The 13,525-nt window shown below is 56.3% G+C and carries 10 protein-coding genes; 4 read left to right on the top strand and 6 right to left on the bottom strand.

Annotated features, from left to right (window positions below; genetic code table 11):
* Positions 1–4 precede the first annotated feature (4 nt).
* The 5 genes from CA54_RS17720 to CA54_RS17700 form a co-directional block, all read right to left on the bottom strand.
* Complete coding sequence (locus CA54_RS17720) at positions 5–1,201, bottom strand: hypothetical protein (protein ID WP_146372135.1); 1,197 nt, start codon at positions 1,199–1,201, stop codon at positions 5–7.
* A gap of 55 nt (positions 1,202–1,256) precedes the next feature.
* Positions 1,257–2,132 (bottom strand): hypothetical protein, encoded by an 876-nt coding sequence (locus CA54_RS17715; RefSeq protein ID WP_146372134.1) that lies wholly within the window; start codon positions 2,130–2,132, stop codon positions 1,257–1,259.
* 61 nt (positions 2,133–2,193) lie between these two features.
* On the bottom strand, positions 2,194–3,927 hold the full coding sequence (locus CA54_RS17710; protein WP_197532536.1) for a serine/threonine-protein kinase: 1,734 nt from the start codon (positions 3,925–3,927) through the stop codon (positions 2,194–2,196).
* A gap of 96 nt (positions 3,928–4,023) precedes the next feature.
* Positions 4,024–4,713: a dual specificity protein phosphatase family protein gene (locus CA54_RS17705; protein WP_197532535.1), complete on the bottom strand. Its 690-nt coding sequence runs from the start codon at positions 4,711–4,713 to the stop codon at positions 4,024–4,026.
* A gap of 129 nt (positions 4,714–4,842) precedes the next feature.
* Complete coding sequence (locus CA54_RS17700; RefSeq protein WP_146372131.1) at positions 4,843–6,174, bottom strand: hypothetical protein; 1,332 nt, start codon at positions 6,172–6,174, stop codon at positions 4,843–4,845.
* Between the two features lie 283 nt (positions 6,175–6,457).
* On the opposite strand from CA54_RS17700, the gene CA54_RS17695 reads away from it, so the two are divergent.
* The 3 genes from CA54_RS17695 to CA54_RS17685 all read left to right on the top strand — a co-directional run bounded on the left by CA54_RS17695 (position 6,458) and on the right by CA54_RS17685 (position 11,100).
* A complete protein-coding gene (locus CA54_RS17695) occupies positions 6,458–8,911 on the top strand; it encodes a PSD1 and planctomycete cytochrome C domain-containing protein (protein WP_231963098.1) in 2,454 nt (817 codons plus the stop codon).
* Positions 8,912–9,161: 250 nt separating this feature from the next.
* Positions 9,162–10,610, top strand: a complete 1,449-nt coding sequence (locus CA54_RS17690; RefSeq protein WP_146372130.1) for a DUF1501 domain-containing protein — start codon at positions 9,162–9,164, stop codon at positions 10,608–10,610.
* A gap of 70 nt (positions 10,611–10,680) precedes the next feature.
* Positions 10,681–11,100, top strand: coding sequence for a hypothetical protein (locus CA54_RS17685; protein ID WP_146372129.1), 420 nt, complete (start codon positions 10,681–10,683; stop codon positions 11,098–11,100).
* A gap of 179 nt (positions 11,101–11,279) precedes the next feature.
* Here CA54_RS17685 and CA54_RS17680 read toward each other — a convergent pair whose 3' ends face one another.
* Positions 11,280–12,377: a twin-arginine translocation signal domain-containing protein gene (locus CA54_RS17680; RefSeq protein WP_146372128.1), complete on the bottom strand. Its 1,098-nt coding sequence runs from the start codon at positions 12,375–12,377 to the stop codon at positions 11,280–11,282.
* 346 nt (positions 12,378–12,723) lie between these two features.
* On the opposite strand from CA54_RS17680, the gene CA54_RS17675 reads away from it, so the two are divergent.
* Complete coding sequence (locus tag CA54_RS17675; protein ID WP_146372127.1) at positions 12,724–13,500, top strand: HpcH/HpaI aldolase family protein; 777 nt, start codon at positions 12,724–12,726, stop codon at positions 13,498–13,500.
* The last annotated feature ends 25 nt before the right edge of the window (positions 13,501–13,525 follow it).

The raw sequence follows: 13,525 nt of genomic DNA, 5'->3' as shown, positions 1-13,525 counted from the left end.
TGTGTCAGCGCTGAAAAATCGGCAGTAGTTGATACGGCGGCGTGAGTGCCAGCACGGTCATTGCTGTGGTGTAAGCCTCACCGTAACGCCGATCCAGTCCACCGGCGGGCCGCCAAGCGCCGTCGCGCGATTGGTGAGCGGTCACCGTGTCGACGAATGTGGGGTAATAATTTTCCCAATACTCTCCCCCCAATTGGAACATAGCTTGGCTGCAATAAAACGCCGAATAGACATGCCAGTTTTCACCACGGATGGGACGGTCATATTGCGTAAACGGCCGCTGCAATAGCCAGGCGCCCGTTTTCTGAGCCATCTCCGTATGATGTTGTCCCGCCAGCGAGAGTGCCAAGATCCCCGCACCGGCCATCGCTCGTGGTCGGTTGAATTCTGGTTCTTCCTCGACGATTTCATAGACAAACGTTGTGTTCTTTGCGTCGTAACAACTTTTGATATATTTGACCGCTTGCTCAATATCCCGCGCTGGAATATCAAATCCGGCGTTGCGCGCCGAACGCAAAAACATGACCTGCCACGATGTGATCGACAGGTCGGCGTCATTCAAGCCGTACCGCCGCAAATACCGCCAGGAGCCTCGTTCATTGGGAAATCGTTTGGGCTGCGGGTGACACAACATGCTGAATTGGATGGCCCGTTCGATGGTCACGCGTAAATCGGTCGGACCTGCGGCAGCGGGAAACCGGCCTTGGAATGCGGGGGCCTGTTGGGGCTGGTCGTTCGGCAGCATGCCATAGACTTCCGTGAGCATCAATCCAGTGATGGCATGATTATAAGTCGCCGCGTGGGAAGCGAGGAGATAGCGGTGCCTGGACTCCGGCTTGTTTTGGCTGAATAGCCCGTCGGGGCGTTGTGCTGAACGACAAAACGTGATGGCGCGTTCTATGGTCTCGCCATAAGGGCCCTGCCCCGGCAAATGTCCCCGCGATAGGAAGGCCAACACACACAGACTGGTGACCCCTGGTTGACCGGCTGCCGGCGCACGGAACGACCCGTCACGCTGCTGTTGCGACGCCAAAAACTTCAAGCCTTTATCGACTGACGCCTCCACGCGGTTTCGTTGCCGCGGAGTGAGCACACTAAACCCACCAGATTCCGCCGCCAACGTTGAAGCTGGCGATCCACAGCTGAGAACAACCGTGATGCCACACATAGTAGACGTCAACAACAAGCGAGCACGATTCATCAGGGACGTCCTTTCTTACGAGGTTTCTTGATTATTCGAACGTCGGCCGAAAATCTTAGTCGCGTTGGCGATTGATCAGGTCGTGGGCACCACCAATCGCTCGGCTCAGCCACATCCCGTCAATCACCACTGCCAACCCGATAGCGGCGCTGGCTAGAATTGCCACGGAGTCGAAAATATGTGGCCCCACGGTGATCACCGCTTCAGTGGCATGATCCCGCAAGAAATAATCAATACCCAGCACGATCGCGCTGGCGAATAGATGATACACCAGAAACCGCAGCGTGTATTTCCCAGTGGCTGAATCATGAAACCGCCGTGCAATTTGTTGGAGCGAGAGGGCGTGGAACAAGATACCCAGGCATCCCAAACCGACAGCAAACATCTGTGGGAACTTGTACAACGGCGAATCCCGCAAAATTGCCGGCACAGGAATCTCACCGCCGATTTTTGTGATTTCCAACATCAACACGATCGCACCGAACAATGCCGCCAATGCCGCAGCGGAAAACAGCCAGCGGAGGATGTTTCCCACCGGCGTGATGCTCAAGATGCTTCCCACAAAAAATAGCCCGCAGCAGGCCAACAGCAACGGCGGTGTAATGCGTCCCAGAGCGGTGAGTATACGCTCTAACGTAGCGGGATGGGCATAGACCAACTGGCAGACGACGATGGATAGAATCACGAAAACCACCAACTGCATTTTTTCGTTGGCATCGATGATGAACGCAAAACGGATAATACCCAGATAGATGGCAGCGATCAGGATGCCCAATCCGAACCCGACCAGTCCATTCACTTCACGACCGACAATCCAGGGCGCCAACGCCAGGCTGATCGCCGTATGCAGCAAAAATACAATTGCGATGACTTGGGAACTGATGCGATTCAGCGTGAGTCCGAAACGGACGCCGTGCCAACCGATATTCATGAGAAGTGCCAATCTGCGTCAATGGTCGAAGGATCAACCTTCTGACCGGAGAATAACAATTTCAGGTTGCTGTATCCGATTCGACGTGTTCCATATAGACCGTCTCACTAAAGGGAGAATTTGCTGTGGAAGACACAGTCTGCGGGGAGACTTCGCTCCACCACTGCGCCGCTTGTTTCGCATTCCAATCTCCGGTCGCGTCACAGTCTTTCAAGGCTTGTTCCAACGCCGACATATCGTCGTAGCGGTCCGCCGGTTTCTTGGCAAGGCATTTGAGCACGACGGCTTGAAGGTCCGCGGGAATTTTGTCGCTGTGCGTTGAAGGCGGCTCGACCTCCTTGGTGGCGTGCGCCATCATGACTGCGACCGGTGTCGCCCCTTCAAACGGCGGCCGACCCGTTAGCATGTAATAGGCGACGGCACCAAGGGCGTACATATCGGTTCGCCCGTCCAGCGCAGGATCGCCAATCGCTTGTTCGGGCGACATATACAACGGCGTCCCGCTGATCACCTGATCGGATGTGATTTGTGGTGCCTCTGGTTCATTGGTGAGCTTCACGAGGCCAAAATCCAGCACCTTAATGAAGTCGCACATGCCGCCCCGTTCCGAGACGAACAAGTTGGCCGGTTTGAGGTCGCGGTGAATCAAGCCCGCTGCATGCGCATCGGACACTGCGCTGCACGCCTGCCGCAGCAAATAAATCACACGCCCGGCCGGCAACGGTCCATACTGTTCGACCATCTCGTCGAGACTCATGCCGGGCAGATATTCCATGATATAATAAAATGTGCCGTCGTCACAATGACCGTAGTCGTAGATGGCAATCGTGTTAGGATGCGTGAGCGCAGCTGTCGACTGCACTTCTCGTTCAAACCGGGCCAGTGCGGTGGGATTCCCGGCGGCTTCGGGGCGGATCAATTTCATGGCGCAGGGCCTCTTGAGAAGGTCATGTTCCACCAAGTGGACCTGCCCCATACCGCCACTGCCGATCAGCTTTACTAAATGATATTGTCCGAATTTTTTGGCCTGATGAACTTCCAGACGCATGGCACTGAGAACGGCAGCACCGTAGGTGGCGAGCAGTGCCGCTACGAACACAATCAGCAATTCGGTGCTGATATTTTCCAGGCTGGTCAATCCGTCCAATTCAGCCACCAAGTCGGCATGCCTGATGGCGAACAATCCCAGCGTCATCAACGGTGCCATCGCCATTGTGAACACCACGCGCGCCGTTCCGATCCACCGGTGCGGAATCAACAGCCCGTGAACAATGATCAACAGAAAGATTCCGAACATTTGCGTGCGTGCGGCGAGCACCATTTCGGCCGTATTTCCGGAGAGCGCTCCATTAAGGGCGATTTCGTATCGCACATAAATCCACATCAACGTCAATGCGCCGAACAACGTATATTCAATGCTGCGTAACACCGTTTGTGACAGTTGCAACTTGACGAACAGATACGCCACAATGCCGCTCACCAGCACCAGTCGCACCAAATCGACATGTTCAATCACCGCCATGTCGTTGAGAAAGTCACTTCCCCCGTTGCCGTTGCGATTGATCATCGCCCAGAGAAAGATCAAGCCGTAGACCACCAACAGCAACAACGCGACCGCGCGCAACCGCGTGTGCAACAGCGAGGTTGTTTCCGTACCGAGCGTCTGTCCGCGGCCCATGACCAATTCGATCGGCCGGACGCTGAACTTTTTTTTACCGTCGGCGGAATCGACAGTCTGTGCAAGTTCAGCGGCCACTTTATCAGGGGTCCGATCCGGCCGCTGCGGTGGTGCCATGCGTCTACCTTTAGCTAAGATTTTTATCGAGTTGACCCGACTGAGTGTTCCAAGATCTGCGGTCAACCGATCCATCGTACGGCGGGACAGTGCTGGTTACAACTGCGGTTTGTCGGCATCAATTTGTGCTTTCAGAACTGATAACATCGCCATTTGCCCGCCATTGCAAGCCAAGGCGGGGCGTACTGCTTGAAGTTGACGCAACGCATCGTGCGGTGATAGGTCGGGATCGCGGTGCATCAATAACGCGGCCGCCACCAAACCGGTCCGACCATGTCCCTGCGCACAATGAATATAGGTCGTACCGGCGCACTCGTTGATCTCGTCGATCAACCGCCGCAATTGGGGCCACGTCGGAATGGAACCATCCAAGATCGGGCACGAAACATAATTGACCGCTGAGCAAATGGCAGTTGGCTCTGCAAATTCACACGTCAGATCAATCACATTGTCGATGCCGTCTATCATTTCCTGGGCCAACAATCTGCGACCGATGTCCAATTGATCAGTTACAATGTCATACGGATGCTCGCGTCTCACAAAGTAGGTGAGACGCCAAATCGTCCACGCGTAAAGCAGATAGGGAAGAAACACAACAACCGGCACAAAGGAAAGACGGCCGTTAGGACGTTTGCCGAAAATCCACGGCCAATTCCCAAGGTAGGCTATCCCGAGCACCGTGAGATTCATAGCCGGCCACAGGCAAACAAGCCACCATCCGGACGAGACAATCGCCCGCACGCCCAGCAGCAGACCCATCGTTAACCACAACAAACCGTATTTCATGGCGATGGGACTTGGGGTGCTGAAAGGATGGAGGACAAGAGCATTGTTGACGAAATGATTGATTACGCCAAAGGCGTTACACAGCATAGCCTAGGGTCGCGAACACAGTGAACGCACCCTAGGTCCAATTTAATAATGAATCTCACAACCCGGCAATTCACGACGCAGTGTTTCAATCCCCGCCGCGGAGATCTGCGTCTCTCGCAGATGCAAAGCTGCCAACGACCGCATTCGCGAAAAATACGGCACGGCGGCATCGGTGATGGGAGAATCCTCAAGATATAAAACCTGCAACTTGGGTAGAGTTGCCAAATGTTCTACGCCATCATCAGTGACGAGCGATTTTTTCAAGTTAACCCACGTCAGTGTGGTTTCGGAGGCGAGCACCTTCATGCCGGCATCGGTTACGCTGGTGTTGTTTAATACGAGAAGTTTTAGGCTAGGCAATGAGTCGAGTGTCTCCAGTGCGGCATCGGTGAATTGCGGTCCATGCAAGTAGAGGCCATTGAGGCTGTTAATTTCCGCCAAATTCGTCAGCCCCTGCTCGGTGATTAGGTCGCCCCCCAATTCCACATGCGCTAATTTGGGAAACGCGGACAGATGTTGTAGCCCGGCATCGGTCACCCGAGAATGCTGGAGTTTTAGATGTACGAGGTTCGGCAGAGCGGTGAGTTTTTGCAAACCGTCGTCCGTCATGTTCCGGCCCAGTCCTAATGTATGCAAATCCTTGTGCTTCAAGATGTCAGCAATCGCCGCATCGCCAACCTCCGTTTCGTTGAGCATCAAGGCCATCATTTGTGGCAAATTCGCTAGATGTTTCATCCCCGCGTCGGTCACAGCGGTCCGCTGTAAATCGAGTATGCCCATATAGGGAATCGTCCCCAGGTGGACCAATCCCGCATCGGTCACACGCGTGTCATCCAACCACAGCCATTGCAAACGCGGGGCTCCGGACAGATGCGCCAGACCGGCATCAGTAACCCCAGTTTTGCTTAATGCGAGTCTGTTCAGTCGAGGCATGGTACGCAGATGGACGAGCCCCGCATCAGTGACTGCGGTCTCGACGAGCATGACGTCATCGACATTCTCCGCTCCCGCCAGCGCCGCCAGACCGACATCGGTCACGTTCGTCTTTTTCAGGTCAAAGGTCACATTCAGCAACTTGCGGAAACCCTGGTTTCGCCGCAACCAGTTGTCATCGACTTGACTGCCGCTCAAATCGATGGTCGTAAAGACTGAGTTCTCTCTGTTCACAAACGCGCGAGCCCACAGCGGGACCGTGGTGTTGAATTCTTGAAATTGAACCGTGCCACCGGCCTGTTCCACCGCTGCAATAAATCGACGCGGCCCCGTGATCCATATCCAACCCCAGGCGACGAGGACAAACAGCAACACAATCGTAGCGGTAATTAAATACGGATGCCGCCGAAGCCAGCTATGGCGTGGGGTCTTGTCTTGCATGAGCGCACCTCGTTTTTCAGCAATCGTCAAAGTACAGCGACAACAACGACGGTACCCGCAGCTGCGCACCCACGCAAACGGTTTTGACCGCTGTCAATCACGCCTGCAAGTCAACGGCAGCGTGCGGGTTGTTCTAAAAGTCCGGCGAAAATCGCTGCCCACAATCGCGAAAACTGTCTGTTTGTGTTGTGCTGGATTGGGGGGATCGCGACAATGGAAGCCGGCGCTACGATGTTACGCGCAATCACCTGAGCGCGCACGCAACAGTGGGAGATCAGTATCGATGGTTCGGGGTTTTTCGGAGAAGTTAAAGTCGTCCGCACTGCTCATCGGCGCATGCGTTGTGTCGTTGCTCATGGCCATGCCGCTCTTGGCGGCGGACGAAAAGGAAGTTGCCCCCACCCCCGTCGACTTCGGCCGCCAAATCCGTCCCATCCTGGCCAAACGCTGTTTCGCCTGCCACGGCCCCGACGTGGCGGAATCGGGACTGCGGTTGAATGATCCCGAATCGGTGTTTGCCGAATTGGACTCCGGTGAATTGGGCATCGTGCCCGGTAAACCGGAAGAAAGCGAATTGCTGCGACGGATCGCCACCGACGATGAAATCGAACGGATGCCCCCCGAAGAGAAGCCGCTGCCAGCAGAAGAGATCGCATTGATTCGCCGTTGGATTTCCGAAGGGGCCGCGTGGGACAAACATTGGGCGTTTCAACCCATCCAACATCCCCAGCCACCGGCTGTGAAAAACAGCGCGTGGGTCCGCAATCCAATCGATGCCTTTATCTTGGCGAGACTGGAAAAGAACGGCCTCAGCCCCGCGCCGCAAGCTGACAAACTCGCGTTGTTGCGTCGAGCCTACTACGACCTGACCGGACTGCCACCCACCCCCGATGAAGTCACAGCGTTTCTCGCGGATACCGCGCCCGATGCCTATGAAAAAGTGGTCGACCGGCTGTTGGCCTCACCTCGTTACGGCGAACGCTGGGCGCGACATTGGCTCGATCTGGTGCGCTATGCGGAAACCAACAGCTACGAACGCGACGGCGATAAGCCCAACGCTTGGCGGTACCGCGACTACGTCATCCGCAGCCTGAATGACGATAAACCATATGACCGGTTTTTGACTGAGCAACTTGCCGGCGACGAATTGCCCGACGCATCCGCTGAGACGATCATCGCCACCGGCTATTACCGTTTGGGCTTGTGGGATGATGAGCCGGTCGACCGCGAACAAGCGTACTACGACGAGTTGGATGACATCCTCACCACGACCAGCCAAGTCATGCTAGGCCTGACGATTAATTGCGCGCGGTGTCACGATCATAAAATCGACCCGATTCCACAAACCGATTATTACAGCCTGTTGTCGTTCTTCGAAGGCGTCCCCTCCTACGGCATCCGCAGCGATCAACTCTCGTACAATCAAACCGACATCTCCTCTCCCGAATTGGCGACGCAACATGCGGAGTTGGACCGGCAGAAAAAAGCGGTCCGCGAAAAGATGCAACCGATCGAGCAAGCCGGCATCGTCAAAATGTCCGCCCCCGATCAGCGCCAATCCGAAGGCCGCGGCCGCCAGAAATTACTCAACGAAAAACTCAAGGATTATCTCGACGAATCCGCCTGGGCCGAATATTCGTCGCTCAAAAGCGAACTCGAGAAACTCAATGCGATCAAGTTGCCTCCCCGTGAATCGGCCCTGTCGGTCACCCGTTGCAATCCGCGGCCCCCGCAATCCCACGTGTTGATGCGAGGCAACGTACATGCCAAAGGGGAAGAAGTTGCGCCGGGTTTTCCGACGATTCTCAATGCACCCGTTCCGGAGATCCCCGTCGCTCCCGAAGGGGCCAAGACCTCCGGCCGTCGCACTGTATTGGCTCAGTGGATCACTTCGCCGGACAACATCATGACCTCCCGCGTGATCGCCAATCGCATCTGGCAACATCATTTCGGCCGCGGCATCGTGCGCAGCACCAACAACTTTGGCCTGCTGGGCGATGCCCCCACGCATCCGTTGCTGCTGGACTGGTTGGCCACAGAGTTGGTTGCCGGGGAATGGCGACTGAAGCAGTTACACAAGACCATCATGATGTCGGCCGCCTATCAAATGTCGTCGCAAGGCAATCCACAAGGCTTGTCTCGCGACCCGCGTAACGATCTATTCTGGCGGTTTGATATGCGGCGGATGAGCGCCGAGGAATTACGTGATTCGATCCATGCTGTCAACGGCCGTTTGAATTTGCAAATGTATGGCCACGGTGTCTATCCAGAAATCTCCGCGGAGGTCCTCGCCGGGCAATCACAGCCTGGATTGGGCTGGGGCAAATCGACGCCGGAGGAACAGGCGCGGCGAAGCATTTACATCCATGTGAAACGCTCGTTGATCACGCCGATGTTGGCCAGTTTCGATTTCCCTGAAACCGATTCCAGTTGCGAAGCCCGTTTTGCCACCACGCAACCCACGCAGGCGCTGGGGATGATCAACGGCGACTTCATCCACAAGCAAGCCATCGAGTTCGCGAAACGGCTCCGCAAGGAGTGCGGTGACGACACACAAGCACAGATCCGCCGCGCCCTGGAATTGGCCCTCGCCCATCCCGCCGACCCACAAGAGATCGCCCGCGGCGCCGCCTTGATTGAGAAGCTGCAAAAACAACACAAGCTAACGGCCGACCAAGCCTTGGAATACTTCTGTTTATACATCTACAACCTCAACGAGTTCACCTACCTGGACTGATCTCATGTCGTGCAGGCTCCCGCCTGTCGCATTCCAACAAAGCCCCCAAACCGACGGCACCGTCGTCGCAATCGACATTCAACAACAATAACGGAAACAAACGGCCCCCCGTTTGACATCAGCCGAAAGTCAATCGAACAAACGAACGTCCTGAGTCGACGGCAAAGCCATCGGTTTGGGATATCAAATACAAGTCATCTGTCATTCATGGCAGGCAGGAGCCTGCCCTACGGACTTGGAGAATTCAGCGATGAGCACACAAAATAATTTCTGCGGCCGCACCCGCCGCGAATTTCTCTGGCAAGCCGGCGGCGGATTCGGCTCCGTGGCGCTGACGGGACTTTTGTCGGGCGATGGGTTCTTTTCCAAATCCGCACAAGCAGCGGACTCGACGAATCCGTTGGCCGTCATACCGCCGCACTTTGCTCCCAAAGCTAAGAGCATCATCTTTCTGTTCATGTACGGCGGGCCGAGTCATATCGATACGTTCGACCACAAGCCGGACATGATCGGCATGGACGGCAAAACGGTCGACGTGAAAACCTTCGGCCGTGGCGGACACAAAACCGGTGGTCGGATTGTCGAGCCGCGCTGGAAATTCAAACAATACGGCGAGTCAGGCCAATGGGTCTCGGAACTCTTTCCGCACCTCTCCGGCTGCGTCGATGACATTGCCTTCCTCAAATCGATGACCGCCGATTCGCCGATTCACGGTTCGGCGATGTTGATGATGAACTCCGGCAAGATTCTCAGCGGCAGCCCCGCTCTCGGCTCCTGGGTGAATTACGGTCTCGGCACTGAGAACGAAAACCTGCCCGGCTTCGTCGTCATGCTCGACCCCACCGGCGGTCCGATCAGTGGCGCCAAAAACTGGTCCAGCGGTTATATGCCGGCGACTTATCAAGCGACGCAAATGCGGTCCAAGGGCGCTCCGATCATCGATCTCGCGCCCCCCGAAGGGATGTCCCGCGCGGCGCAGCGGACCTTGTTGGATTCACTCAACGCCGCCAACACCGATCACCTCGCCCTCCGCAGCGACAACAGCGATCTGGCCGCGCGCATCGCCAGTTACGAACTCGCCTTCAAAATGCAAAAGCACGCCCCCGAAGCGGTCGATATTTCGCAGGAGACCGCTGAGACGCAAAAAATGTACGGCCTGGATAACAAGCGGACCGAAGATTTCGGCAAGCGCTGCCTCTACGCCCGGCGACTGGTCGAGCGCGGTGTGCGGTTCATTCAGCTTTACTCCGGCGGTAACCACAACGACAACAACTGGGACGCCCATGGCGACCTGGAAAAGAACCACAACTACCACGCCGGCAACACCGATCAGCCGATCGCCGCATTGCTGAAAGACCTCAAGCAGCGGGCCTTGTTGGATGAAACGCTGGTCGTCTGGGGCGGCGAATTCGGCCGGCAACCGACAGCCGAGTACGCCAAAGGCTCCGGCCGCGACCACAACGCCTTCGGCTTCACGATGTGGATGGCCGGCGGCGGAATCAAGGGAGGCCAAAGCGTCGGCACAACGGACGAACTCGGCTCCCGCGCCGTCGAAAACCCACTCCACGTCAAACGCCTACACGCCACCATCCTGAACCAACTCGGCCTAGACCCCAACCGGTTGAGTTACTTCTACGGTGGGCTGGATCAGAAGCTGGTCGGCGTGGAGCCGGTGGAGCCGATTGCGGAGGTGATTTGAGGGGTGAGTGGCGAGCGGCCGGTGGCGAGAAGCTAGCCGGTGCCTTTATATGTCATTCCGGAGCGGGGCGATGATTGCAACATTGCACGAGCTGATTCCGGCTTCAATAAAGGCGATTCCATCACTATTCTGGCTGAACCCAGACGCTCTTTTTGCTTGTCTAACAGCGCAAGGAATTGAATTTGAAGTTCACCAGATCGTCGATGGCGAGTGGGACCTCGTAAGTAGCAGCCTCAGCGATGATGAAATATTCGAGTTGGTGCATCTCGAAGATGCCCAGCACCGTGGGGAATGTTTCTTGGTTCCAGAAGCGTGCACTCGACACAACCTGAGCGAATTCAAATGCCATTCCTCAGATTTGAAACGCTTTATACACGATTTCGACATCAGCTGCTTTTTTGATGGTGACACCATCATCGTATGCTTCGAGAGTCGTACACTAACGATCGTGCATCACGAAGGCGTCTACGTCCACGTGAAGATTCCCTAAAACCCGGCAGGATGCCAAAATGTTCTTCCCCTCGTTCCCAAGCTCCGCTTGGGAACGCCCTTTCGCGAAGCTCTGCTTCGCTAGGGATTGCGTTTGATAATCTATGCCAAGTCACTCGAAGCGGAGCTTCGAGAAATTGCGTTCCGAAACGGAGTTTCGGAACGAGGGTTGATGCCGCCCTACCCCACATGCCGCAAAAACGAGACCCGCCCCGTCGGCACCCACTCCGCCACGTAGATGTTCCCGTCGTGATCAAACGCTGCATCATGCGGGTGGATGAACTTTCCGTCCTGCCACGTTTCCGGTTGCTTGCGGACATTGAAGCCGTCCAGGACTTTTTTGCGCCAAGCAGCATCGTCTCCCAGGTGGGTGATCAGCGTGTTGTTCTTGTCGAATAGCGAAATCCGTGCGTGCAGGTCGGGGACCATTAAGATCTCGCCGCGAATGTCGACATCGGCCGGGAACAGCACGTCGTACATGAATTCGATGTGCTCGCCATCGAGCGTGAAGTATTGCATGCGGCCGTTGGCACGGTCGGCGACGACCAGGCTTGGCTCGCGGCCGGCGCGGTTATCGAGCCATTGGCCGTGCGGCGTCGACATTTCACCCGCTTCGCGCCCCTTGCCTCCCCAGGTGCGAACGTAATTGTCGTTCTTGTCGTATTGATGCAAATACGAGGAACCGTAACCGTCGCCGATATAAAACCCGCCGTCGGGCCCGAAGCAGATGTTTGTCGGGCTATATTTTTCGCCGTTGTCATATTTGCCCGATTCCTGGGGCACTTCCTTGACCCACACCTGCTCGCCGGTCAGCGTCGTCTTGGCGGTCGTGCCGCGACCGGTATTCGAGAGATACAAAAACTCCTCGCCCCCCTCCTTGCGGACATCGATCCCATGCCCGCCGCCATGGTATTCCTTGCCAAATGAGCGGACGAATTTGCCGTCGGCGTCGAACACCACGATCGCATCCATCGGCTCATCGGTTTTTTGGCGATGCTTGACATAAATCAGCCCCGCTTCGTCCACGCACACGCCGTGCGTGTCCCCCCAACGAACATGGTCGGGCACCTCGCCGAAATGGTGATCGCACTCGTAAACAAATTCCCCCTGCCCCACCCGCGCCCGCTTACTGCCCGCCTTATCACTGGCATTGAGAATCAACGGCCCACTCCCGGTCGTCACGGCAGCCGCAGCGGCTCCGGCAATCGTGGCGGACTTCAAAAAGTCGCGACGGGACGAGTCGGTCGAGGACTGTAGCGGCGATTGCGATGAGGACATATCGGGCACCTGTGTCTGCTGGTTATTAGAAGGAGCGGAGGTGAATTTCACGTTGCCGCTATTGTAGCGGGTTGAGCGGCGGGGGTACAAATGGGGAAGGGTTTTACAGGGCCGGATTTACCGACCATTGTTTTGATGCCGTGCTACTAACACCCAACTTCTTCTCGTTTCGTTTTCGTGACTTTCGTTTTTTTCGTGGTTCGTACTTCTGTTGCCGACAAAGCCACCATCAAGCCTCACCCCTTCACCGAAAAATCTGCACACCCCATCGGTTGACGCGACGTCCTGGGAATCCGACACTGAGCACTGCGAAGATAACCCACCCTTGACCAGGATACTGAAGATTATGCGACCGAGCAAAACATTGGCCAAATTGCGGGCCGGCAAACCGGTGCGGATGTGTGCGTTGGGGCATTTTATCCCCGCTTACATCCGGCATGCGGCCCATTTCAAGTATGACTGCATCTGGCTGGACCTGGAACATCGGGAGATGAGCCAGCGCGAAGTGCAGTCGCTGTTGGCCTATTTTCATCTGTGCGACATCGATTGCATGCTCCGCGCTCCGACGTTGGAGAAGATTCGGCTGTACCGTTATTTTGAGGACGGGGCCGCCGGGTTGATGATTCCGCACGTCTCGACAGCGGAACGGGCACAAGAGTTGGTCCGCGCGGTCAAGTTTCCGCCGCTCGGCGACCGCGGCATCGACGGCGCAGGCCTGGACAGCGATTTTTACCTGCAAGGGGGGGAGGACTACACCGACGCGGCCAATCGCGAAACGTTCCTGGTGGTCCAAATCGAAACGCCCGAAGCAGTGGACAACGCCGATGAAATCGCTGCTGTGCCGGGCGTCGACGGCCTGTTCGTCGGGCCGGGAGATTTGTCGTTGCGATTGAGAAACGCCCCTGAGGGAAGCCGCACGCTGGAGGAATCGACCGAGCATGTCGCCGCCGCCGCCAAACGACACGGCAAGGCCTGGGGCCAACCCGGGTTTTCGGCCGACCATGTCAAACAGCTGCATCAACAAGGCGCCCAACTGGTCAATTACGGCGGCGATTTTGGCGCGTTTATGAAAATGCTGGAAGCCAATTCCCGCGATCTGGATGCGGCGTACGGCGAGGAATAAACACATTGCCCCAAACCGTGTCGTG

The organism is Symmachiella macrocystis, assembly GCF_007860075.1.
Lineage (GTDB): Bacteria > Planctomycetota > Planctomycetia > Planctomycetales > Planctomycetaceae > Symmachiella > Symmachiella macrocystis.
This window is presented reverse-complemented; position numbering and strand designations above follow the sequence as displayed.